Below are 24,011 nucleotides of genomic sequence, written 5' to 3' on the forward strand. Positions count from 1 at the left end.
GTTGATTGCTCAATACTGCTGGCGTATCGCCGTCATAAGACGCGCGATTCGCTTTGATCTGCCGAAGCTGATCAGTAAGTTTGCCGCGATCGCTCGCGGCTGTATTATTGACGTTTTGCTGTTCAGTTTTCAAGGTTCGAGTTTCACAGTTGCTTCAAGAGCAACTTCTATAATTTAGCATCGCTGGACAAAAGAGTCAAGTCTTTTTTATTATTGTAAAAAACTTAATCTGTTCGAGCGACGTGTATTATCATAATACATTTCTTGAATAATTGTCAACGGTAAAACTAAAAAATCTTTTGTTTTATTTATCTGTTTTTCTTTCTTGCGTAAGCTTAATGCAATTCGATGACTTGCCTATAATGAAGAAAGCTGACGAGGTTAATTCTCCGCCAGCTTTTGGTCTGTTAGATTTTTTAATGTTTAATTGAATAATAACGATGGAAAATACCTTCGCTTTTTGTTTTTATGCCGTTAATTGCAATTAAATCTTTTTCAACTAAGAACTCTATTAGCACTTCAAGGTTGGAAGAATAATTTTTTAATTCTTCTTGTTCATGCAATTCCTGGATTGTCCAGCTGCTTTGCTTCTCCATTACTTCACGAATATGCTGTGATCCGTCTTGCGTGCGTGAATGAATGAAAAACTCGCTGGCTAAGAACAATAGTTCCAAGCGCTTATCAATCGGTTCGTCACTTGAGATGAGCTCTTCATATAGCTTGTATATTGCCGGCTCCATCTTCTTTACCTGTGACCATACTGTTACTTCAGGAGGAAGGCCATTTTCAAGAACTGATAGTCGAGCCAGATGATGGAGCGACTCTACCATGTGATGGTAGGCATCCAAATAATTTTTCTCTTCGAAGAACATTTTTCCTTCAAGGTAGCGGCGGATCAGTTTAGCGAACTCCAGCCCCATTTTGATTTTTCTGCCGTAGAATGGATACTCTTTCAACTCGGTCTTAAGTTTTTCCATAAATTCATTGCGATCATATATGACTCGGCCATTAAATAACCAGTCAACAATCTTGCGGTTTGTTCCCAAAAGAAGCCATTTATGCAATTGCTTTTCTGTGATGATGTGCATGGCCGCTTTTTTTCCCATATACGTATAATGTTTGGTAAAGACCGGTGTTTCATTTTCCTTTGTAATGATTAGAAGGATTGAATCGAATGTATCTGTAATCGGGCTGATGTCTTCTCTCTTCTCTATTAGGATGACACCAAGCGTTGTTTCCTGGCTCGCGCGTTCTTGATATAGCGGTCTCAATATTTGTTCCATCCGTCGTCACTCCCTGCAGACTATCTTATGTATTTTATGATGCCCGCAATGCTCTAGGCATGCAAATATTCTAAGGCGTTTTTCTCTAATTCGACATATTTCTCTGATATTCCTTTAACGGAATTAGCTTAACCCTTTTTCCGGACGTTTATGATATAGTATGATGGACGCAAGGAGGAACCGCTCATGAAATCTTACAAAAATAAAATTAACCGCATTCGGACCTTCGCCCTGGCATTGATCTTCATCGGCATCGTCATCATGTATGCCGGCATCTTTTTCCGCAGCCAGCCGCTTGTCATGGTCATCTTCATGCTGCTTGGTTTAGTTGCCATTATCGGAAGTACTGGAGTCTATGCTTGGATCGGCCTGCTATCGATGAAGACTGTGCCCGTCCAATGTCCGAATTGCGAGCGCCATACAAAAATGCTTGGACGTGTAGATATCTGTATGCACTGCAACGAACCGTTGACGATGGACCCTTCTCTTGAAGGCAAAGAATTCAACGAAGAATATAATAAGAAAAAACCGCAATTATAAAAAAAGAATGCCCGCCGATTCGGCAGGCATTCTTTTTTATTGTGCTTTAGCTGACTCGCTATAGCAATCGCGGCATGTACCGTAGATCTCCAGGCGGTGGTAATCCACTTGAAAACCTGTTACATGGGACGCCAAATGTTCCACTTCGTCCAAACCAGGATAATGGAAATCGACAATTTTCCCGCACTCGTTACAGATCATATGATAATGGTCGTGTGTGACAAAATCAAAGCGGCTTGAAGAATCCCCGTAAGTCAATTCTTTTACTAGCCCTGCTTTCTTAAAAACACGCAAATTATTATAAACGGTGGCTACACTCATATTGGGAAAAGCTTTTTCAAGCGCGCGATAAATGTCGTCTGCTGTCGGATGCGATGTAGAATGGATCATAAACTCCAAAATCGCATGACGCTGGGGTGTAATTCTGACACCTGTAGACTTCAACGTATCGAGTGCGTCTTTCAATTGGGCTTCAGACATCGCTGGGCACCTCACTTCGTATATATTCTTACATTGTAATCGTTATAATTAGTGTACCTAAAAAAACCTAAACGTGTCAAGAAATCGCTATAGGACGCTAATTTTCTGTTTATTCCACTGATTGTTTCTTTGAATTAAAAAGGCAGCAGGGCATGGGACCCTGCTGCTCGAGACTATTCTCTATTCTGCGTGAAGCCCCTTCTCTTTAGAACCCAGTTGCTGGTTGACGAACCGTGCTGCGACAAAGAGAAAATCAGAAAGCCTGTTTAAATACGCTAGTACGTTAGGCGAAACGCCTTTCCCTATTGCAATTACATTGCGCTCAGCGCGACGCACGATTGTCCGGGCCACATGGAGTGCCGCTCCTGCAGGGTGTCCGCCGGGCAAGATGAAATTAGTGAGCGGTTGGAGTTCTGCATCATATTCATCGATCCAAGTTTCCAGTTGCGCGATATGTTCCTGCTCAAGTTTCCATTTCACTTCTTTTCCTGTCGGGGTCGCCAATTCCGCTCCAACGTGGAAGAGGACCGTTTGAATCTGGTGGAAAATTTCACAAAGAGCTTCTTTTTGCTCGAAAAATTCTCCATTCAAATGCCCTACACCGAGACCAATCATCGTATTTGCTTCGTCGCATGTCCCGTAAGCTTCGACGAGCGGGTCATTCTTTTTGACACGGCTGCCGTAAACGAGCGAAGTTGTTCCTTTATCCCCTGTTTTTGTATAAATTTTCATCCTCAATAACCCCTTTTCATATCCACTGGATTTGATGGTGATTTATCGCCTTTGATCCAAGCGTGCAAATTCGGGATAAAAACATCCAATGCACGCTCAACATATTTTCCCGAATGGCTTGATACATGCGGGGAAATGATTACATTGTCCATCTTCCAATATGGGTGCCCGGCCGGGAGCGGTTCTTCTTCGAAAACATCTAATACGGCATAGCCAATTTCGCGGTTTTCCATCGCTTCAAGCATCACTTGGTCTTCTATCAGATCACCGCGGCCTAAATTCATGAAAATCGCATCTTCTTTCATCGCTTGGAAATGCTCTTTCTTCAACAGATGATAAGTTTCCTTCGTGCTCGGCAATACAGACAGTACGATATCAGCAGCAGGAAGAACGCCTAATACATTTTCAAAAGAAACCATTTCATCCATGTACCCAGCCTCATTTCCCGAACGGTTGCAGCCGATTGTCCGAACTCCGAATGCCTGGAGCAAGCGCCCGATTTCTGAACCGATTGCGCCAGGCCCGAACAGGACGGCCGTTGAACCTGCCAGTTCGGATGATTTGGTTTTGCGGTTCCATTCCCCATTGCGCTGGCTCTCGTAAATGAATGGCAAAGAACGTTTAATAGCCAGCAAATGTGCTAAAGCGGATTCCGCCATCGGGGTTTTATGGATCCCTTTGACGTTTGAAACGAGTATTCCTTTTTTTGCTATAGCAGCATGCGGCATTTTTTCGATGCCTGCGCTTGCTACCATGATCCATTTCAGGTTTACAGCACTTTCAATATCTTCAGCCGTTAAATCTTCCCCATATGTGACGACAATATCAGCTGTCGGCAAAAATGACTTATTCTTATACAAGAAGCGGAAATTCACTTCAGGAAATTCGGCTTGAAGCCGTTTCTGCTGAATCTCTCTAGGCACAAATGTAAATAGGACGTCCATTAGCTTCTTCCTTTCTCAGTCACCGCTGACTGCTTTTACAGTTTCCAACACTTCTTCAATATGTTCTTTTACTTTCACTTTTCGCCATTCCTTGATGACGGTTCCTGTCGGGTCGATCAAGAATGTCGAGCGCTCGATGCCCCAGAATTCTTTTCCATACATTCTCTTCTGCTTCCAAACACCGTAAGCTTCCGATACTTGATGATCCTCGTCAACAAGAAGCGAAAACGGCAGGCCATGTTTGTCGATGAATTTTTGATGGCGTTCTTTGGAATCTGCACTGACGCCCAAAATCTCCGCGTTAAGCTCCGAGAAATCTTTTTCGGCATCGCGGAAATCGCATGCTTGGGTCGTGCAACCCGGCGTCATGTCTTTTGGATAAAAATAAAGCACGACGTATTTTTTTCCTGCGTAATCCGAAAGGGAAATTGTTTCGCCCTGTTCGTTTGGCAATGTGAAGTCAGGTGCTGCCAATCCTTCTAATGTAGTCAAACCCATCACTCCTTTTCTTTCCTCTATCGTACCGGACGGTTTCTCTACTTTCAATTTCTTTGGCGTTTGGGGCTAATTTTGTCTACAATAAGGAATAGATTATTTTAGGAGGCATTTTATGGACCACTCGATTTCCGAACAATTGCACCAAGAAGCGTTAGAACATATTGTTGGTGGGGTCAATAGCCCTTCCCGCTCTTATAAAGCTGTAGGGGGCGGATCCCCTATCGCAATGGATCATGGAAAAGGCGCCCATTTTTATGATGTAGATGGGAATAAATACATCGATTATTTGGCCGCGTATGGTCCCATCATTACAGGCCACGGCCATCCGCATATCGCCAAAGCGATTGCGCATGCGGCTGAAACCGGCGTGTTGTTCGGCACCCCGACGAAGCACGAAGTGACATTCGCTAAGATGCTGAAACAAGCGATGCCTGCGATGGATAAAGTGCGTTTTGTCAATAGCGGCACAGAGGCTGTCATGACCACTATCCGCGTGGCACGAGCCTACACCGGACGGACCAAAATCATGAAATTCGCTGGATGCTATCACGGCCATTCCGACTTAGTGCTCGTTGCGGCCGGTTCTGGCCCTGCTACACTTGGCACACCTGATTCGGCAGGCGTCCCAAAATCGATCGCTGAAGAAGTCATCACGATTCCCTTTAACGATCCAACAGCATTCACAGAAGCGATAGATCGCTGGGGAGACGAAATTGCCTGCATCCTCGTCGAGCCGATTGTCGGTAACTTCGGCATCGTCGAACCGGAAGAAGGGTTCCTTGAGGACGTCCATGCAAGGGCGAAAGCGAAAGGTGCTTTGGTCGTCTATGATGAAGTCATCACCGCATTCCGTTTCCATTATGGCGGCGCGCAGAATTTACTCGGCCTCGAGCCAGACTTGACGGCGCTCGGAAAAATCATCGGCGGCGGCTTGCCGATCGGTGCATACGGCGGGAAGCGCGAAATCATGGATACGGTCGCCCCGCTCGGGCCTGCTTACCAGGCTGGGACGATGGCGGGCAATCCCGCTTCGATTCAAGCAGGCATCGCCTGTCTTGAAGTGCTGCAGGAAAAAGGCGTTTACGAACGAATGGACCAACTCGGCGAGCGCCTAGAAGCAGGAATTTTGGCTGCTGCTGAAAAGCACGGCGTCACGATTACTATCAACCGTTTAAAAGGTGCTTTGACGATATATTTCACCGATCAAAAAGTGAAAAATTATGAACAGGCAGAAGCGACAGACGGAGAGACTTTCGGGCGTTTCTTCAAACTGATGCTAGAACAGGGCATCAATTTGGCGCCATCCAAATATGAAGCCTGGTTCTTGACTACAGAACATACAGAGGAAGATATCGATACGTCGATCCGGGCGGTAGAGCATGCATTTGCCCAATTGTAGAAACGGATTTCTTCCTGAAGGAGGTGTTTGCCGATGAAACTCGGCGCGCGCATATTTAAAACCGGTATCGCTATTTCACTTGCCTTGTTTCTGGCGACGCTTCTTGACCTTCCGACACCGGTATTCGCAGGGGTGGCGGCAATTTTCGCTATACAACCTTCAATTTATCGGTCATACCTGACTTTACTCGATCAAGTGTACGGGAATTTAATCGGGGCATCGATTGCGGTTATCTTCGTGTTGACGCTTGGGCCAAATTATTTAACGATAGGCGTTGCTGCCATTTTGGCCATCATTATCATGTTGAAATTAAAGTTGGAAAACACAGTGCCCCTGACATTGGTAACTTTGATCATCATTATGGACTCGCAATCAGACGACTTCCTGATCTTTGCCTCTTTGCGATTCTCAACGGTTTTATTAGGGATCTTATCGGCTTTTATCGTCAACATGATCTTTTTGCCGCCAAAGTATGAAACCCGCTTATTCCAGTCGATCCATTCCGTCAGCGAAGATGTCATCAGGTGGATCCGGATTTCAATACGCCACGCTTCAGATCATTCATCTGTCAAAGAAGACATCGACAAATTGACCGAGAAACTGACGAAAGTCGACCAATGGTATTCATTTTATAAGGAAGAACGCAGCTATACGAAAAAGCAGCAATATACAAAGGCACGAAAGCTGGTACTCTACAGGCAGATGATTGCCACTTCGAAAAAAAGCTTGGAAGTTCTCCGGCGCCTGAACCGTTATGAGAATGAGCTGAAGGATTTGCCCGAGCAATTCCATATGATGGTGCAGGAACGGCTCGAGAGCTTGGCGAGTTATCACGAACAGCTTTATATGAAATACATCGGGAAACTACGTCCGGAACATAGCGAAAGTTCAGGGCCGGATGCTGTATTGAAACGCAACGAAGTCATGTCGATTTTCGTCAAGGAAATCAATTTATCGACTGAAGTCGAAGAAGATGAATTTTCGGTTTACCATTTGATGCATGTCCTGTCTGCCCTGCTCGACTACGAAGAGCATTTGGAGCATTTGGATTTGCTGATCATCGCTTACTACAATTACCATGGCGAAGAAGTCGACAGCGATATCGAAAACGCCATATAAAAAACGCCCGGAAAATTTCCGGGCGTTTTTCTTATGATTTCATTCGTGGGTCGAGTGCGTCGCGCAGCCCGTCTCCCATTAAATTAAAGCCAAGTACGGTCAACATGATCGCCAACCCCGGGAAAATCATTGTCCACGGGGCATTGGTCAAGTACGACCGGGAATCGGCCAACATCTTGCCCCATTCCGGGGAAGGTGCCTGCGCCCCTAGGCCGAGAAAGCCGAGTGCCGCCGCTTCGATGATCGCTGTCGCAATCGCGAGCGTGCCTTGGACGATTACCGGTGCCATGGAGTTCGGCAAAATATGCGAAACCAAGATGCGGTTGTCTTTCATGCCGATCGCTTTGGCCGACATGATGTACTCGTCTTCCTTGATGCTCAATACCTTCGAACGGATTAAGCGCCCGAAGTTTGGAACGTTGATGATGGCAATCGCAATCAATGCATTGCGCAGTGACGGCCCAAGAACTGATACGACTGCAATCGCAAGAAGGATACTCGGGAATGCCAACATGATATCGAACAGCCGGGAAATGATGGTGTCCACCCAGCGCCCGTAATAACCGGCCAAAATGCCGAGAATACTACCGACAATCACCGAGCCGATAACCGCCAGGAATCCAACCCATAGCGAGATGCGCGCTCCGTATACGACACGCGATAAGATATCGCGGCCGAAATCGTCTGTACCCATCCAATGATCACCGGAAGGAGGCAGAAGCCGCTGGGAAAGATTTTGTTCGTTGATGCCTTGCGGTGTAAACAATGGGCCGAAAATCGCCAAAAGAATGAAGAAAATGACGATGCCCATGCCGACAACGGCGACTTTACTTTTGCGGAATCCGCGCCAAGCCTCTTTCCAAGGGCCGGCGACTTTCTGCATTTCCTGCTTGTCTGCTGCTGCTGTTTCAGCCAATATGCTCCTCCCCCTTCCTAATCATATTTGATCCTCGGGTCGACCAAGCCGTAAAGCAAGTCGACGAAGAGATTGATCATGACGAATATGAATGCGACGACCAGAATGCCGGATTGGATAACCGGGTAATCACGGAAGCCGATCGCTTCATAAATATAACGCCCGATGCCTGGCCAGCCGAAAATGGTCTCTGTCAAAATGGCGCCACCGAGCAACAAGCCCATCTGTAAACCAATGATCGTAAGTACAGGAATGATCGCATTTTTCAACGCGTGCTTATAGACGACCCAGAACATCTTGACCCCTTTAGCACGGGCAGTCCGCACGTAATCCGAACGCATGACCTCAAGCATTGAAGAGCGTGTCATCCGCGCGATGATTGCCATCGGAATGGTGGCCAGCGCCGTGCCTGGGAGTACTAAATGCTTCAATACGGTCGCCAATTGATTGAAATCACCTTGAATGAGAGTGTCCAACACATAAAAATTAGTGATGTTATCGATTGGATCCCGGACGTTTTCACGACCTGTCGTCGGCAATATGCCGAGTTCGATCGAGAAGATCCATTGGTTCATGAGGCCGAGCCAGAAAATCGGCATGGAAACGCCGATCAAGGCCAGTACCATCGCTGTGTAATCGAACCATGAGTTCTGGAACCAAGCAGAGATGATCCCTGCATTGATGCCGATGACGACGGCAATGATAATTGCGAATAAGGATAATTCGAATGTCGCTGCTAGATAGGGCCAAATTTCTTCCGAAACAGGTGAACGGGTACGCAGTGAATTCCCCATGTCGCCAGTAACCAGGCCTTTTAAGTAATCGAAATATTGGATGTACCAGGGATTATCAAGCCCCAGACTGGTCCGTAATGCTTTAATTGCTTCTTCGGATGCTTGTTGCCCAAGGATGACTTGTGCGGGATCGCCTGGAATTGCCCGGATGATCATAAAGACGATAAACGTCATTCCGAGTAAGACAGGAATCAATTGCAAAAGCCGCTGCCCGATATAGTGAAGCATCTTCTTCACCTCTCCATCTCAATTGCATTATGTATTGAAAAGGGGGAGAAATCAGTATGACCTCTCCCCCCCAAAGAAACGCCTACTCCATATCTACTGAAGACAGTTTGTCAGAGCCAGTTGGATGCGCTTTAAAGTCGATTACGTTCGTCCCACCGGCAAGAAGCGGTGTAGAGTGCGCAAGCGGTACCCATGGCGCGTCTTCGTGGATGATTTCCTGAGCCTGCATATAAAGCTCATTGCGGGCATCTTCATCAACTTCTGTTTGTGCTTCGATCAAGATATCATGAAGTTCCTGGTTTTCGTAGTATGTGTAGTTGTTTGAACCGATATTGTCTTGGTCAAGCAATACATACAAGAAGTTATCCGCATCGCCGTTATCGCCTGTCCAGCCAAGAAGGAATGCATCCGCTTCTCCTGCTGCCGCTTTTTCGAGGTATGTTGCCCACTCGAATGAAACGATTTCAGCTGTGATGCCGACATCAGCCAAGTTGCTTTGGATTGCTTCCGCTACTTTTTGGCCATCCGGCATATACGGACGCGGAACTGGCATTGCCCAAAGTTCCATTTCGAATCCATCTTCTAGTCCTGCTTCAGCCAATAGTTCTTTCGCTTTTTCAGGATCGAACTCATAGCCTTCGATGCTGTCGTTATAACCGCTGATTACCGGAGGCATCGGGTTTTTCGCAACTTCTGCACGGCCTTCGAAGAATGAATCAACAATCGCCTGGCGGTCGATCGCGTGGTTCATCGCCTGGCGGACTTTCGGGTCATCGAATGGCTCGCGAGTAGTCGTCAATCCAAGGTAGCCGACGTTCATAGACGGACGTTCGAACAATTGAAGGTTTTCATCATTTTCGATCGTTCCGGCGTCGGATGGTGTAATGCCGTCAGCCAAATCGATTTCACCTGACAATAATGCATTCAAACGGGCTGAGTTATCCGGAATGGCACGGAACACGACCTGGTCGAGTTTCGGCTCTCCATCCACCCAGTAATCATCGAATTTCTCGATTGTCACCGTGTCGTTGCGCTGCCATTCAACGAATTTGAATGGGCCAGTGCCGACTGGATTGTCGCCGAATGATTCGCCGGCTTCTTCAAACGCAGTCGGTGATGCGATGCCGAACGGGCTCATCGCCAAGTTTTTCAAGAATGGCGCTTGTGGGCGCTTCAGTTTAATGACGACTTCGTAATCGCCAGTCGCTTCGACTGATTCGATGACATGTTCTTCTTCGTCGCCAAATCCGCCAAACATTGATTTATAGTACGGGAATTGGTCTGCATCCCCAGCAGCCCAGCGTTCAAAGTTTGCGACAACTGCTTCTGCGTTGAAATCCGTTCCATCATGGAACGTGACGCCTTCTTGCAATTGGAACGTGTAAGTCAAACCATCTTCCGCCGCTTCCCATTCGCTGGCAAGCCCTGCTTCAATTTCAGTGTCCTGCTCGCCGAAATTGATCAATGTATCGAAGATGTTTTTCGTTACTTTGAAAGACTCTCCATCTGTGACCGTGATCGGATCCAGTGAAACCGAGTCGCCGCCGCGTCCGAAGATCAGGACTTTTTCGCCGCCTGATTCTGAATCCCCGCCTTCTCCGCCTGACTCCGAATCACCGCCTGAACAGCCGTAAAGCGCTGTCGACAGCAAAAGCAGCATCAGGAAAGCGATTGATACAATTTTCTTTTTCCCCAAAATAACCCCTCCGTTTTGTGTTTTTATTATCATTGCGGCCTGCTTTCCTCATAGAGGTGGCAAGCCACAGAATGACCTGGTTCAACTTCCGCTAAACGCGGGATTTCCTGCGAGCAGATATCCATCTTGAATGGGCAGCGTGTATGGAAGCGGCAGCCCGAAGGCGGGTTGGCCGGGCTCGGCACATCCCCCTTGATCACCACTTCTTCGCGGACAAATTCAGGGTCCGGTACAGGCACTGCCGACAGGAGCGCTTGTGTATATGGATGGAGCGGTTTTTCATACAGGCTTTCCGTATCCGCAAGTTCTGCCATATTCCCCAAATACATGACGCCCACACGGTCACTGATATGGCGCACGACGCCCAGATCATGGGCGATGAATATGTACGTCAGTTTCAAGTCGCGCTGCAGATCCTGCATCAAATTGAGCACTTGCGCTTGAATCGACACATCAAGCGCAGAAACCGGCTCATCGGCGATGATCAGTTTCGGGTTGGTCATGAGCGCACGCGCGATGCCGATGCGCTGGCGCTGGCCGCCGCTGAATTGGTGCGGGTAGCGTTTCGCATGGTAGCTGCTGAGCCCAACGATTTCGAGAAACTCATGCACTTTCCGCTTGCGTTCTTTCGGATCGCCGATATTATGAACGTTCAACGGTTCCATCAGGATCTTCTCGATGCTATGGCGAGGATTCAATGAGGCATATGGATCCTGGAATACCATCTGGATGTCGCGTCTGGCCTTGCGCATTTCAGACGCTGACAAACTGGTCAATTCCTTGCCGTCGAACGTCACTTTGCCTTCTGTCGGATCGAGCAAACGCATAAGCATGCGCCCTGTCGTCGACTTGCCGCATCCCGATTCACCGACGATGCCGAGTGTCTCGCCTTCGTTGACATAGAAGGAAATATCATCGACCGCTTTGACCTGGCCTTTTGTGCGGCCAAGCAGCCCGCCTGTTATCGGGAAGTATTTCTTCAAGCCTTCAACTTTCAACAATGGTTCTGTCATGCGACTTGGCCTCCTTTGGATCGAATAGGAAACAGCGCGTCTTGTGGTCTTCTGCCGTCTGGTATAATGCCGGGTCTTCCACACGGCAGCGATCGAAGGCAAATTCACAGCGTGCCGCGTATTTACAGCCTACTTTGATCGATCCCGGTTTTGGCACGTTTCCTGGAATAGAGTAAAGCCGCTCTTTCTTGAAGCGCATGTCGGGAACGCTTTCCAGAAGCCCGCGGGTGTATGGATGCTGCGGATCATTGAAAATGGTATGTACTGGCCCTTCTTCGACTACTTTTCCTGCGTACATGACGACGACGCGTTCGCATGTTTCAGCGACGACCCCAAGGTCATGGGTGATCAGCAAGACGGCTGTATCGAGCCGCTCGTTTAAGTTCTTGATCAATTTAAGAATCTGCGCCTGGATTGTGACATCGAGTGCAGTGGTCGGTTCATCGGCGATCAGCACTTTCGGGTCGCACAGCAAAGCCATCGCGATCATGACGCGCTGGCGCATGCCGCCCGATAATTGGTGCGGATATTCGTTAAGCAAAGCTTCTGCGCGGGGCAGGCCGACCAATTTCATCATTTCGACGGCGCGGTCCTGGATTTGGTTTTTCGACCAATCCTTCTTGTGGATCTTCAATGCTTCGCGCAATTGATTGCCGATTGTAAACAAAGGATTCAGCGAAGTCATCGGCTCCTGAAAGATCATCGCAATATCATCGCCTCGGATCTGGCGCATTTCTTTATCGGATAGTTTCGTCAAATCCTTATCTTGGAATAAAATTTCCCCGCTTACGATTTTCCCTGGAGGACTTGGCACAAGCCCCATTATGGACAATGAGGTAACACTTTTGCCGCAGCCTGATTCCCCTACAATGCCGAGCACTTCCCCTTGGCGGATATGGAAATCCACGTTGTCGACTGCTGGTACTTCTCCATCATCAGTGAAAAAGGAAGTGCGCAGCCCTTTCACATCCAAGATGGTTTTACGTTCGTCCATAGAGATCCTCCTTCTTCACTTTAAATTATTCAGAACATTCTCCGTGTTTCCATTATACGTAATATTAGTAGTAATGCAATAGTTTTCGGGAGATTGCCGAAAGCCTTTCTTCCTATTGAAAAAGCTCCCCAAAAATTGGGGAGCTTGAAATAGTTAACCTATGTTCTGCACTTGGAATAGTTTGTAATAGACGCCGCGCTTTTGCAATAGTTCTTCGTGCGTGCCTTGTTCAGCCAGCTGGCCGTTGTCGATGACCAGGATTTGGTCGGCATGGGTGATGGTCGACAATCGGTGCGCAACCATCAACGTTGTGCGGTCGTGCGCAAGGCGCTCCAAGGAATCCTGGATGAGCGCTTCGCTTTCGAGGTCGAGTGCGGATGTCGCTTCATCCAAGATGAGGATCGCCGGGTCTTTCAGGAAAACACGGGAAATGGCGATGCGCTGTTTTTGTCCGCCGGATAACTTGACGCCGCGCTCGCCGACTTTCGTGTCATAGCCTTCCGGCAAGTTTGTGATGAATTCATGGGCATTCGCCGCTTTTGCCGCTGCGATGACTTCCTCGTCGGTCGCATCGGGTTTGCCCATCAGGATGTTTTCTTTGACCGATTCGCTGAACAGGATCGAATCCTGCAGGACGAGCCCGATTTGGTCGCGCAAGGAATGGATCGTTACGTCTTTCAGGTCATGGCCATCCATGCGGATCGAGCCTCCCGTGACGTCGTAGAACCTTGGGATAAGCGAGACGATCGTCGATTTGCCGCCGCCGCTCATGCCGACAAATGCCACTGTCTCTCCGGGGCGGACCGTGAAGTTGAGATTCGACAGCACTTCACTTCCCCCGTCATTATAATGGAACGAAACATTATGGAATTCAAGTTTGCCGTCAACACGCCCAAGTTCCCGCGCACCTTGTTTATCTGTCACATCGTATTCCTCGTCGATCATCTCGAAGACGCGGTCCATCGAAGCGAGTGACTGGACGAGCGTCGTCGACGAGTTGACGAGGCGGCGCAGCGGATTATATAACCGTTCGATGTAAGCGATGAACGCAACCATCGTCCCGAGTGTCAAATTGCCCTGAATGACTTGGTAGCCGGCATAGCCGATGACCAATAATGGTGCCACGTCGGTAATGGTGTTGACGACCGCGAATGCTTTGGCATTCCATTTCGTATGGTCGATCGCTTTTTCCAGGAATTGATCGTTCGTGTTGTTGAAGATCTTTTCTTCATGCTTCTCGAGCGCAAAGCTTTTGATGATGCTCATGCCCTGCACACGTTCGTGCAAATAGCTTTGGACATTGGCAAGAGCCTGTGAACGTTCGCGCGTCAAGTCACGCAAGCGCCCGAAGAAATATTTGACGCTGAACGCATAAAACGGAAATGCCAACAGCGCAACGATCGTCAAGGAGACGTCCATGGTGAGCATGATGATGATGGCGATGAGGATGGTAGCGACATCGAGCCAGACATTCATCAAGCCGATCATGACGAAGTTTTTCGTTTGCTCGACATCATTGATGACACGTGAAATGATTTCCCCCGCCCGCGTGTTTGCGTAATAGCGCAAGCTCAGCCGCTGCAGGTGGCTATAAAGATAGCCGCGGATATCATAGAGGATTTTATTGCTGACATACTGCGCATAGTACTGCCGGAAATATTCGATCGGCGGGCGCAGCAGGAAGAACACGATTGCCGTGCCCCCGAGCCATAAGTAAAGCTGGCTAAGCTTTTCCGCATCTGATAATGCGTCTGCACCGATGATATCATCAATGACGATCTTGATTAAAAGAGGGATAAAAAGAGGGATCGCAAACTTGAAGATCCCGATGAAAATCGTTAAGGCAATCTGCCAATAATAAGGCCTGACGAATTTCATATAGCGTTTCATACTGCCCAAACTGTTCACTCCATTCCATTCAAAATGAAAAACCTGTTGGCAGGCAACAGGTTTTCCATGTTAATCATGAATCCGGTTATGCTTATGAAATTCATACCGGCTCGTCCATACTTCGATAAAGTCCTGGGCAAAAGGGCCTCTTCTTTGCTTGATCCAGCTGATCAGCTTATCCACATTCCGGTAGAGTATTTGATCGATGACTTCTGGGTAGCCCATTTGCCGCTTATGGTCTTCAAATTCGTCTTCATCCAACAGCGTGTAAGACATATCCGGAAACACTTTTACATCCAAGTCATAATCGATGTATTTCAACGATCCATTATTATAGACGAACGGGGAGCTGATATTGCAATAATAATAGACACCGTCGTCACGCAGCATGCAGATGATATTGAACCAATGTTCAGCGTGGAAGTAACAGATCGACGGCTCTCGCGTCAACCAGGTCCTGCCATCCGATTCCCTCACCAGCGTGCGTTCGTTCGCGCCGATTACAATATTGTTCGTCCCTTTCAGTACAGTTGTTTCCTGCCAGACACGGTGGATGCGTCCGTTGTGCTTGTAACTGTGGATCTGGATTGTTTCACCCTCCGCAGGAACCGCCATGCACCATCCCACCTTTTCGTCTAACTATCACTATATGTTATCTCCCGTTCATTATATCAATCAATTCTGAAAACATACAGCAATAAGCCGAAAGTTGCGAGAATCACATGACGATAGACCGACCTCCGTCGACGATGATCGTCTGCCCGCGAATCATATCCGCATGGTCGGAAATGAGGAACATCGCCGTTTTGACCATATCATCGATTTCGACCATCCGCCCTGCTGGCGTGTTGTCGCGCGCATCACCGAGCAATTCCTCGCGGTTCGGGAAATGCTTCAACGCTTCCGTATCGAGCGCGCCGCCCGAAACGGTGTTGACTGCGATATTTTTCGGGGCGAGTTCCACCGCCAGATAACGGGTAATCGATTCGACGGCTGCTTTCGACACGCCGATCGTCGTATAGTTTTCCAAATAGCGGATCGAGCCGAGCGAGCTGATTCCGATGATCTTTCCGCCTTTATCCATTAGTTTCGCCGCTTCCTGGGCACCGAACAACATCGCTTTGGCATTGATGTTCATCGTCCAGTCCCAATGCGATTCTTCCAGTTCCATGACCGGGCGCAAGACGCCGGATGCCGCGTTTGACACGAACACATCCAGACGGCCGAATTCTTCCTTGATCGTTTCGAACATGCCGCGCAGTTTCTCGACATCGCCTACATTGGCGCGGACGAGCAATGCTTTACGCCCTCTCGCTTCGACTTCCTTTACCGTATCGAGTGCGGCTGATTTGCTGCGCGCATAGTTGACAACGATATCATAGCCTTCTTCCGCAAGCGCAATTGCCATCGCTTTTCCTAGCCCACGGCTGCTGCCTGTCACCAACGCCACTTTTTGTTCTGTCATTTTGCTACATCTCCTCTTTGCTCTAAAGCTGTCTTCATTTTTTGGACGGGTCCGGCAATCGGTAAATTCTCCAATTGTTCCGGCGTCACCCATTTCATGTTTTCGGGCGGCGTGAATTCTTCTGCTCTGGCCAAATAGCCATCCACGTTCCATGTTAAATGAGAAAAGACATGTTTGAAAGCAGTAATTTTCTCGATATCAGAAAGCGCACCATTCAATGTCTCCGCATATAATTCACCGACTTCATTCGCTTCGAGCGCTTCAGTCAGCTCGAGCATCGGATATTGCCACATGCCAGCAAGCAGGCCTTTCCCGGGACGCTGTTCCATCAAGAGCTTGTCCCCGCTCCAAATCGCCATCATGGCGAAATTGGCATTGCGATTTTTCTTCGCTTTTGTCTTAACCGGCAGTTCCGTTTCCTTGCCGGCATGGAATGCTTCGCAATGGTCGCGTACCGGGCATAACAGGCATTTCGGAGAAGTCGGCGTGCAGATGAGCGCGCCGAGTTCCATCAATCCCTGGTTGAATGAAGAGGGATCTTCATGGCTGATCAATTCCGTCACCGCCTGTTCGAACACTTTGCGCGTCTTCGGTTTAGCGATGTCTTCTTCGATCAACAAGATGCGGCTGAGTACGCGCATGACATTGCCGTCGACTGCATGTTCCGGCACGCCATATGCGATGCTCAATACTGCCCCTGCCGTATAAGGCCCAACGCCTTTCAAAGCGGAAATCTCCTTGCGCGTATCCGGTACGATGCCTCCGTAATTTTCTGCGACTTCCCGCACCCCTGCCTGGAGGTTGCGGGCGCGCGAGTAATACCCGAGCCCTTCCCATAGTTTCAATAAGCTTTCTTCTTCCGCTTGCGCCAAAGATTCGACAGTGGGAAATTTCTCGACAAAGCGTTTATAATAAGGGATAACCGTATCGACTCTCGTTTGCTGCAGCATGACCTCGGAAATCCAGATTTGATAAGGGTCAGCTGTACGCCTCCAAGGCAGGTCCCGCTGTTCTTTCCGGAACCAGCCGATCAGGTCCTGCTGAAATTGCTGCTTGTCCATATTTATGTTTTCTGCCTCCGTTCATGCTGATTATTCCGGCCCTGAAGCGGGTATGTATACTTAAGGAATATGCTTATTTTATCAAATGGCGGGCACACAAGATATTATAAACGCTCGCAAAGAAGGGGGATGCGTCGATGGATACAGGAACACATATCGTCATGGGCATTGCACTCGGTGGGCTGGCCATGGCCGATCCGGTTGTCGCGAGCCATCCTGCTACTTGGACTGCCGTTATGACCGGCACCATTATCGGCTCACAAATCCCCGATATCGATACCGTGTTGAAGCTGCGCGACAACGCCGTTTATATCCGCCATCACCGTGGCATTACACATTCCGTGCCGGCCGTACTGTCATGGCCGATTTTGCTCGCCGGTGCCATTTACCTTATTTTCCCGGAAGCCAATCTTCTTCATTTATGGCTATGGACTTTCCTTGCAGTGTTTCTCCATGTATTCGTGGATATATTCAATTCATACGGCACCCAGGCACTCCGCCCATTTTCCAACCATTGGGTAGCACTTGGCGTCATCAACACCTTTGATCCAATTATTTTCGGCGCCCATGTCGTGGCCCTCATGATCTGGGCGTTCGGGGCCGATCCCGTTTGGACGATGGGCATTTTGTATATCATCTTGTTCTTCTATTATGTCTCCCGCTTCGCATTGCAGGCAGCGATCAAGCAGGCGATCCGCAATACGATCCCGGGCACGAAAGATGTTTTCGTCGCGCCGACGATGCGCTATTTCCAGTGGCGCATCGCCGCTGACACCGACCGGCATCATTTCGTCGGGCAGGCGTATGGGCGCTCGATCAATATTTACGACAAATTCCTGAAAAAGCCGATGCCTGAGAATGACTTGATCCAGACCGCGATGAAAGACAAGAACCTGGATGCCTTCGTGTCGTTTTCCCCGCTTTATCGCTGGGAGATCAATCAATATGGGGAAATCTACGAAGTTCGCTTGATCGATTTGCGCTACCGCAGCAACGATTATTATCCGTTTGTCGCGGTTGCCCATCTGGACGAGGACCATAACATCCTTAACTCCTATACAGGGTGGATCTTCAGCGAAGATAAATTGAGGAAAAAGCTCGATTTCAGCCATAACTAAACAGAAAAACGGCCGGGGTGCTCGCCCCGGCCGTTTTTTTATCGTTTAAGAATCGTGCAAAAGATGCGCGTATTTCGGATTATTGCCAGCGAATTCGTGGATTTTATCTCCGTAGCTTTCAATCCACTGGCGCACGACTTTCTCGACGACTGCCGTGCCTTGGTAATCATATCCTGCTTTCGCGTATGAAGATTCAAAATCGGACACCAAAAGTTCAATCCACGTCCGGGCTTTGTCTTCCGAGAGCTCCGGATTTTTTTCTCTTAACTCGATGATTAACTGCTCAATGACTTCTTTCATCGGTTCACTTCCCTTCCTTCAATGGGCGCAGCATGGAAATCGGCAGCGCTTCCGTGTGCTTGTCCCCGCCCATGCGGTAGCCCCAGGCGAAATTGCCTTTTAGGTAATCAATCTGGAAATAGACATTCGGGTCGCCTTCCACACGGTAGATTTCCCCTGGCTTAAAATCTTTCGGATCCAATAAGAACGATGCGGCCATGATGGCTTTGCGTTCGAGCACTGCGAATTCATTGACGATGCCAAGCTGTTCCGCTTTGCGCGCTTTTTCTTTCAGACGGGCGATTTCATTGCGCAGTTCCGTCTCATCCATCTGTGAATATGGTTTTTGTTCACTCATTTTCAAGCTCCTTTTCTTCGATGTACTGGCTGATCACATCGCCTGGGAAGCCTTTTTGGTAAAGGCCTTGCTTCACTTTCCGGCTCAAGTCGTTCCCCGACAATTTGCTTTCATGCTTGCGCCATAATTTATCCCCTTGCTGGCGGACACTGTCGAGCCATTGGTCGTCGTCCCGCTCTAAATCAAGCCCTTCGATCGCTTGCTTGATAATCGAATAAGGATAGCCTTTTCTCATCAATGAATCACTGATTTTCTGTTTGACCTGGCTCGGGGTTTTCGACTGTTCTTTCGCTGCGATTTTTTCCGCAAGGCCCGTGGCAACTTCGAGTTGCTCTTCTTCGGTATAATTTGTTAAGACATCTTTTTGCATAGCCTTATCAATTCCTCTCTTCTGCATATCCTGCTGGATTGCCCGTGGCCCTTTTTTGCCTGATTTCACTTGTGTCCGGAGTAAGGCTTCCGAAAACTGCTGGTCATCGAGGAAGCTGAGTTCGTAAAGCTTCTTGACCGCTTCATCGATGACGGCTTCACCGAACTCCTTTTCCTTCAGCTTCTTCCGCACTTCGCCTTCGCTGCGCATGCGGAAGCCGAGGTAATGCAACGCTTTATTGAATGCTTTTCGGACTTCATCCTCAAAGTTCATTTCTTCGATCGTCCACTGGTCGAGTTCTTTGCCTTTGGTCAATTGATAGCGGATGATCAAGGATTCGTCGACACTGAACGCAAATTTTTCTTCCAAATAAATATTATAGCGTTCCGGATTATTTTTTCCGCGGGTTATTTTCGTAATGATCGGCATCAATTTCCCCTCGCTTCTCCTACCATTATACACTTTGCGCGGCCTCTTGGCATATGCTTCGCTCGAATTGGGTATGGGATAGAAATGGAGGCGATGGAAATGAAAATAGCGATAACAGGCGGCACCGGCTTTCTCGGTTCCGCCTTGACGGAATTGCTGCTTGCAAATGGCCACGAAGTGTTTATTTTAACACGTTCAGATAAACCGAAGGAACGGGGCATCACGTATGTCCGCTGGCTGTCTGACGGGGCGCGCCCGGAAGCGCAGCTTGAAGGCATCGATGCGCTCGTCAACTTGGCCGGCACCTCGATCAACGACGGCTTGTGGACAGATAAACAAAAAAAGAAAATTTACGAAAGTCGCGTATCGGCGACAAAAGAAGTGCTACGGATCATCTCGGCGCTTGAAAAAAAACCGGAAGTGCTCGTCAATGCAAGCGCAATCGGGATTTATCCGGCTTCTGAACATAAAACCTATACCGAAGCCGACCGCGAATACGGCAATGATTTTCTTGCCGAAACGGTGCTCGCTTGGGAAGCCCTCGCGGAACAAGCACAACTTGATGGCGTCCGCACCGCCTACGGACGCTTGGGCATCTTGCTCGGTAAAGGAGAAGGCGCCCTTCCTTTAATGGCGCTGCCGTATAAACTATTTGCCGGCGGCACAGTCGGCACCGGCAAGCAATGGCTGTCGTGGATCCACGTCCACGATGCGGCACGCGCGATCCTTTTCGCCATCGAACACGAAGAACTCACTGGCCCCTTCAATGTGACGGCACCGAACCCGCAGCGCATGAAAGCGTTCGGCAAGGAAATCGGGCGTGCGCTCGGCCGGCCGCATTGGATCCCTGCCCCTTCGTTTGCGTTGAAAGCTGCGCTCGGCGATAAAAGCAGGCTAGTGCTCGAAGGCCAGCGGGCACTGCCAGCCGTCCTTCTAGACCATGGATTTAAGTTCGAGTTCCCGAATTTACCGGAAGCACTGGCTGACATATACAAATGAGCGTATAATGAAGGGATGACCAATTGAAGGACGTGACCTGCATGACTGACAAACCAATCATTGAAATGGGGCAGAAATTCCCTTTAACCATTAAAAAACTCGGCATCAACGGAGAAGGCGTCGGCTTTTTCAAGCGTAATGTCGTCTTCGTCCCTGGGGCATTGCCAGGCGAGGAAGTCACTGCGCAAGTGACCATCGTGAAACATAATTTCGCACAAGCCCGGATACTGAAGATCCGTAAAGCGTCCCCCCACCGCCAGACGCCGCCGTGCCCGATTTTCGAAACATGTGGCGGCTGCCAATTGCAGCATTTATCCTATAGCCAGCAGCTCGTCGAAAAACGCGACCTGGTGCTGCAATCGCTCGACCGTTATTTGCGCGGGACGGACATCCAAGTACGCGAGACGATCGGCATGGACGACCCTTGGCATTACCGCAATAAGAGCCAGTTCCAAACACGCAAGAAAGATGGCAAAGTAATGGCCGGCTTGTTTGCGGAAGGCTCCCAGCAGCTGCTCGATATCGAACAATGCCTCGTGCAGCATCCGGACACGGTGAAAATCACCAATGCCGCGAAGCGCATCATCGAAGAATTGAACTTATCCATTTACGACGGCAAATCGATGAAAGGGCTCATCCGGACCATCGCCGTGCGCACAGCAGTTAAAACCGGTGAAATCCAGCTTGTGCTCATCACGACGCGCAAGGACATCCCGAAAAAGAAAGTGCTCGTCGAACGATTGAGCGCAATCGACCCGAACCTGGTGTCCATCGTCCAAAACGTCAATGCTGAGAAAACTTCCCTGGTCTTCGGCGAAACAACGCATACTTTGTTCGGCAAGCCGACCATCCATGAAGAACTCGGCGAATTATCATTCGACTTATCGGCCCGTGCGTTTTTCCAATTGAATCCGGAACAGACCGTGAAACTCTACGATGAGATCAAACGGGCGGCGAAACTGACCGGCAAGGAATCCGTTGTCGATGCCTATTGCGGCGTCGGTACAATCGGCCTATGGCTGGCGGATTCCGCCCGTGAGATCCGCGGCATGGATACCATCCCGGAAAGCATTGCCGATGCCAAGGCCAACGCGAAAAAACAAGGCCACCAAGCGACTTATGTGACGGGCACTGCAGAAAAATGGCTGGATACCTGGCGCAAGGAAGGCTATGTGCCGGATGTATTGACAGTCGACCCGCCGCGCACCGGACTTGCGGATTCCTTGTTGAAAACCATCTTGAAAGTAAAACCGAAACGCTTTGTCTACACATCGTGTAATCCGTCGACACTCGCGAAAGACTTGCAGCAATTAACGAAAGTTTACCGTGTCGAATACATCCAGCCGATCGATATGTTCCCGCAGACTTCGCAAGTGGAAGCGGTGTGCTTATTGACCTTGAAATGAAGAGGATTCCAGATCTTTGATACGCACTTTGCCTACGCCCGATCCAGCCATAGCATTTTGATTTTAGCCAGCCATTAGGTTTTGAAGGCATCCACTGCCAGCCTCTGTGAAATCAGCTAACCAGGAGGAATCGCCATGAAGCCGTTAATCATCTATTATTCCCATTCTGAAAACAACCAGAAGCTAGCGGAAGAGCTTCAAAGCCGGACCGGATGCGAATTGCGTGAAATCAAGGAGAAAAAGAAACGGAAAGATATATCGATCTTGATGGATTTCCTTATCAAACGCGACTCCCGTTTGGCACCCCTGGATTTTGACTTGAGAGAATACAGCCCGGTGATTTTGCTGGCACCGATTTGGGCAGGGAAAATTGCGGCGCCGATGCGGACATTCATCAAGCAATCGAAAGATGATTTAACCGATTACTCGTTCATCACCATTTGCAGCGGTGCACCTGGCCAACGGGAAAAGATCGGCGCAGAATTGCTTGTGCTCACTTCCCGCGAACCATCGGCATTAGCCGAATTGTGGATCAATGACCTGCTTCCTGAAGAACAGCGCAATAAAATCAAGTACACGAATAAGTTCCGGCTCAAACGCGAACATTTCAGCCAATTCGATCAGGAAATCAGGTTCTTCATTGAAATGGCGCTGCACGCAGACAAAGAACCCACAACGCTGACATGATACAAGCCACAGGCCAACCCGTCGGATACGGTGCCTGTGGCTTTTTTTCATGGAACTAAAAAGCTTAGGAGGCTGTCGCTTCCTAAGCTTTTACGGGAGATTCTCCATTTTAAGCGTTGGCCGTATCCTTGCGCGGGCCTTTAAAAGCGATGATGGTGAACAAGGCCAATAAGATCCCTGTGATCAGCAGCAAGAAACTCAACTGCTCTGTGACTTCAAGGAATAAGCCCCCTGCTGCCGGGCCGATCAAACTGCCGACGCTGAATGCCACGCCGCATAATAAGTTCCCCGTGGGTAGCAATTCTTTCGGCATCAAATCGGTCATATAGGAAATGCCAAGGGAAAAAGTCGAACCGACAAACATTCCGGCCACCACGAACAAGGCGAGCGTGAGCCAAGCATTCGATTCAAAGAACGTTGCCACCAAAAATGACAGCCCCCCGCCGCTTAGCGCAAGCAGCAGCACCTTTTTCCGGCCGATGCGGTCACTGAGTTCACCGAGAGGCAATTGCGTGGCGATCGCCCCAATGGAAAAAGCAGCGAGTATGTAGGAGACCATACTGATGTCGAACGATTGGCGCAAGGCATAGACTGGATAGATGGCGCTGAGTGATGCTTCTAAAAAACCATAGCCCAGCGGAGGCAAAAAAGCGACCCAGCCAATGATAATGGCCGACTGAAAACGCTGCAAAGTTCCTCTAGCGCCCATCGAACTGGCAGAATGCTCCGGAAAATCATTTCGCAAGAAAAACACCAATGACCAGGCGATCAAGCAGAGAACCCCGGAAATGATGAACGGCAATGCTTCAAATACTTGGACGAGCGGCACAAACAGCGGCCCTGCACCGAAGCCTACACTAAATGACATGCCATAGATCGCAATATTTCGCCCTAGCTTATGTTGTGGCGAAGTGCTTGTAATCCAAGTCTGTGTCGAGAAATGCAGTGCCTGATCCCCCACCCCGATCAAAATACGCAAGACAAACCAGAACAAAACACTTTTCCATAACGGAAAAGCCAGCAGCGCAAGAATCACCATTGCCCCGCCCGCCAGGATCAGCGGTTTGAACCCGAACTTTCTCAGCTGTGGCTCCATAAAGGGAGCCACAGCGATAATGCCTATGTATAAGCCTGTTGCACTCAGCCCGTTCAGCGTAGACGACACGCCATCCTGTTCGAAAATAACAGCGATGAGCGGCAATAACATCCCTTGTGAAAACCCTGAAATCGACACGATGGCGACCAAAATCCAAAAGCGGGCGCGTTCGCTTGATAAGAAATATTTCATAATGCCTCCCCGAACGAGCACGTTC

General features: G+C 48.9%; 25 protein-coding genes. 7 read left to right on the forward strand and 18 right to left on the reverse strand.

Annotation, left to right across the window (positions count from 1 at the left end; translation table 11 throughout):
- Positions 1 to 416 precede the first annotated feature (416 nt).
- Positions 417 to 1,283 (reverse strand): nucleotidyltransferase-like protein, encoded by an 867-nt coding sequence (locus DP119_RS14525; protein WP_112233833.1) that lies wholly within the window; start codon positions 1,281 to 1,283, stop codon positions 417 to 419.
- Positions 1,284 to 1,469: 186 nt separating this feature from the next.
- Between DP119_RS14525 and DP119_RS14530 the strand changes: the two genes are divergently transcribed.
- Positions 1,470 to 1,823 (forward strand): YgzB family protein, encoded by a 354-nt coding sequence (locus DP119_RS14530; RefSeq protein WP_112233834.1) that lies wholly within the window; start codon positions 1,470 to 1,472, stop codon positions 1,821 to 1,823.
- Between the two features lie 36 nt (positions 1,824 to 1,859).
- On the opposite strand, the gene perR is transcribed toward DP119_RS14530, so the two are convergent.
- From perR to bcp, 4 genes are all read right to left on the reverse strand, one after another.
- Positions 1,860 to 2,303, reverse strand: coding sequence for a peroxide-responsive transcriptional repressor PerR (gene perR / locus DP119_RS14535; RefSeq protein ID WP_058381335.1), 444 nt, complete (start codon positions 2,301 to 2,303; stop codon positions 1,860 to 1,862).
- Positions 2,304 to 2,483: 180 nt separating this feature from the next.
- Positions 2,484 to 3,035, reverse strand: a complete 552-nt coding sequence (locus DP119_RS14540) for a cob(I)yrinic acid a,c-diamide adenosyltransferase (RefSeq protein WP_112233835.1) — start codon at positions 3,033 to 3,035, stop codon at positions 2,484 to 2,486.
- 2 nt (positions 3,036 to 3,037) lie between these two features.
- Positions 3,038 to 3,979: a D-2-hydroxyacid dehydrogenase gene (locus tag DP119_RS14545; RefSeq protein ID WP_112233836.1), complete on the reverse strand. Its 942-nt coding sequence runs from the start codon at positions 3,977 to 3,979 to the stop codon at positions 3,038 to 3,040.
- A 15-nt stretch (positions 3,980 to 3,994) separates the two neighbouring features.
- Positions 3,995 to 4,471, reverse strand: a complete 477-nt coding sequence (gene bcp / locus DP119_RS14550) for a thioredoxin-dependent thiol peroxidase (RefSeq protein WP_112233906.1) — start codon at positions 4,469 to 4,471, stop codon at positions 3,995 to 3,997.
- Positions 4,472 to 4,589: 118 nt separating this feature from the next.
- Here bcp and DP119_RS14555 point away from each other — a divergent pair, with 118 nt between their 5' ends.
- Together DP119_RS14555 and DP119_RS14560 are read left to right on the forward strand one after the other, a co-directional pair.
- Positions 4,590 to 5,876, forward strand: a complete 1,287-nt coding sequence (locus DP119_RS14555; protein ID WP_112233837.1) for a glutamate-1-semialdehyde 2,1-aminomutase — start codon at positions 4,590 to 4,592, stop codon at positions 5,874 to 5,876.
- Positions 5,877 to 5,909: 33 nt separating this feature from the next.
- Positions 5,910 to 6,995, forward strand: a complete 1,086-nt coding sequence (locus DP119_RS14560) for an FUSC family protein (RefSeq protein ID WP_112233838.1) — start codon at positions 5,910 to 5,912, stop codon at positions 6,993 to 6,995.
- 31 nt (positions 6,996 to 7,026) lie between these two features.
- Here DP119_RS14560 and nikC read toward each other — a convergent pair whose 3' ends face one another.
- The 9 genes from nikC to mutY all read right to left on the reverse strand — a co-directional run bounded on the left by nikC (position 7,027) and on the right by mutY (position 17,052).
- The gene (nikC, locus tag DP119_RS14565; RefSeq protein ID WP_205853888.1) at positions 7,027 to 7,878 is read right to left on the reverse strand and encodes a nickel transporter permease; all 852 of its coding nucleotides are present in this window, start codon (positions 7,876 to 7,878) and stop codon (positions 7,027 to 7,029) included.
- A gap of 50 nt (positions 7,879 to 7,928) precedes the next feature.
- The gene (locus DP119_RS14570) at positions 7,929 to 8,933 is read right to left on the reverse strand and encodes an ABC transporter permease (RefSeq protein WP_112233840.1); all 1,005 of its coding nucleotides are present in this window, start codon (positions 8,931 to 8,933) and stop codon (positions 7,929 to 7,931) included.
- An 82-nt stretch (positions 8,934 to 9,015) separates the two neighbouring features.
- A complete protein-coding gene (locus DP119_RS14575; protein ID WP_112233841.1) occupies positions 9,016 to 10,629 on the reverse strand; it encodes an ABC transporter substrate-binding protein in 1,614 nt (537 codons plus the stop codon).
- Positions 10,630 to 10,658: 29 nt separating this feature from the next.
- Positions 10,659 to 11,642, reverse strand: coding sequence for an ABC transporter ATP-binding protein (locus tag DP119_RS14580; RefSeq protein WP_112233842.1), 984 nt, complete (start codon positions 11,640 to 11,642; stop codon positions 10,659 to 10,661).
- A complete protein-coding gene (locus DP119_RS14585; RefSeq protein WP_112233843.1) occupies positions 11,617 to 12,636 on the reverse strand; it encodes an ABC transporter ATP-binding protein in 1,020 nt (339 codons plus the stop codon). Before DP119_RS14585 ends, DP119_RS14580 begins: the two co-directional genes overlap by 26 nt.
- 153 nt (positions 12,637 to 12,789) lie before the next feature.
- Positions 12,790 to 14,535 (reverse strand): ABC transporter ATP-binding protein, encoded by a 1,746-nt coding sequence (locus tag DP119_RS14590; RefSeq protein ID WP_112233844.1) that lies wholly within the window; start codon positions 14,533 to 14,535, stop codon positions 12,790 to 12,792.
- A gap of 60 nt (positions 14,536 to 14,595) precedes the next feature.
- Positions 14,596 to 15,141 (reverse strand): nucleoside tri-diphosphate phosphatase, encoded by a 546-nt coding sequence (gene ntdP / locus DP119_RS14595; RefSeq protein WP_058381347.1) that lies wholly within the window; start codon positions 15,139 to 15,141, stop codon positions 14,596 to 14,598.
- Positions 15,142 to 15,244: 103 nt separating this feature from the next.
- Positions 15,245 to 15,991, reverse strand: a complete 747-nt coding sequence (gene fabL, locus DP119_RS14600) for an enoyl-[acyl-carrier-protein] reductase FabL (RefSeq protein ID WP_112233845.1) — start codon at positions 15,989 to 15,991, stop codon at positions 15,245 to 15,247.
- Complete coding sequence (gene mutY, locus DP119_RS14605; RefSeq protein ID WP_112233846.1) at positions 15,988 to 17,052, reverse strand: A/G-specific adenine glycosylase; 1,065 nt, start codon at positions 17,050 to 17,052, stop codon at positions 15,988 to 15,990. The genes fabL and mutY overlap by 4 nt, the downstream gene beginning before the upstream one ends.
- Positions 17,053 to 17,189: 137 nt before the next feature.
- On the opposite strand from mutY, the gene DP119_RS14610 reads away from it, so the two are divergent.
- Positions 17,190 to 18,170 carry a metal-dependent hydrolase gene (locus DP119_RS14610; RefSeq protein WP_112233847.1) on the forward strand — a complete coding sequence of 327 codons (981 nt, stop codon included), beginning with the start codon at positions 17,190 to 17,192 and terminating at the stop codon, positions 18,168 to 18,170.
- A gap of 45 nt (positions 18,171 to 18,215) precedes the next feature.
- Here DP119_RS14610 and DP119_RS14615 read toward each other — a convergent pair whose 3' ends face one another.
- The 3 genes from DP119_RS14615 to recX are packed head-to-tail and all read right to left on the reverse strand — an operon-like array spanning position 18,216 to position 19,606.
- A complete protein-coding gene (locus tag DP119_RS14615; protein ID WP_101189901.1) occupies positions 18,216 to 18,470 on the reverse strand; it encodes a YfhJ family protein in 255 nt (84 codons plus the stop codon).
- A gap of 4 nt (positions 18,471 to 18,474) precedes the next feature.
- Positions 18,475 to 18,807: a YfhH family protein gene (locus DP119_RS14620; protein WP_112233848.1), complete on the reverse strand. Its 333-nt coding sequence runs from the start codon at positions 18,805 to 18,807 to the stop codon at positions 18,475 to 18,477.
- On the reverse strand, positions 18,800 to 19,606 hold the full coding sequence (recX, locus tag DP119_RS14625; protein WP_112233849.1) for a recombination regulator RecX: 807 nt from the start codon (positions 19,604 to 19,606) through the stop codon (positions 18,800 to 18,802). Before recX ends, DP119_RS14620 begins: the two co-directional genes overlap by 8 nt.
- A 99-nt stretch (positions 19,607 to 19,705) precedes the next feature.
- Between recX and DP119_RS14630 the strand changes: the two genes are divergently transcribed.
- The 3 genes from DP119_RS14630 to DP119_RS14640 all read left to right on the forward strand — a co-directional run bounded on the left by DP119_RS14630 (position 19,706) and on the right by DP119_RS14640 (position 22,698).
- Positions 19,706 to 20,605: a TIGR01777 family oxidoreductase gene (locus DP119_RS14630; protein ID WP_112233850.1), complete on the forward strand. Its 900-nt coding sequence runs from the start codon at positions 19,706 to 19,708 to the stop codon at positions 20,603 to 20,605.
- Between the two features lie 41 nt (positions 20,606 to 20,646).
- Positions 20,647 to 22,011, forward strand: a complete 1,365-nt coding sequence (gene rlmD / locus DP119_RS14635; protein ID WP_112233851.1) for a 23S rRNA (uracil(1939)-C(5))-methyltransferase RlmD — start codon at positions 20,647 to 20,649, stop codon at positions 22,009 to 22,011.
- A 135-nt stretch (positions 22,012 to 22,146) separates the two neighbouring features.
- On the forward strand, positions 22,147 to 22,698 hold the full coding sequence (locus DP119_RS14640) for a flavodoxin family protein (protein WP_112233852.1): 552 nt from the start codon (positions 22,147 to 22,149) through the stop codon (positions 22,696 to 22,698).
- A gap of 109 nt (positions 22,699 to 22,807) precedes the next feature.
- On the opposite strand, the gene DP119_RS14645 is transcribed toward DP119_RS14640, so the two are convergent.
- The gene (locus DP119_RS14645) at positions 22,808 to 23,986 is read right to left on the reverse strand and encodes an MFS transporter (RefSeq protein WP_112233853.1); all 1,179 of its coding nucleotides are present in this window, start codon (positions 23,984 to 23,986) and stop codon (positions 22,808 to 22,810) included.
- Positions 23,987 to 24,011: the final 25 nt, after the last annotated feature.

Origin of the sequence: Planococcus maitriensis (assembly GCF_003289925.1) — a bacterium.
GTDB classification, from domain to species: domain Bacteria; phylum Bacillota; class Bacilli; order Bacillales_A; family Planococcaceae; genus Planococcus; species Planococcus maitriensis.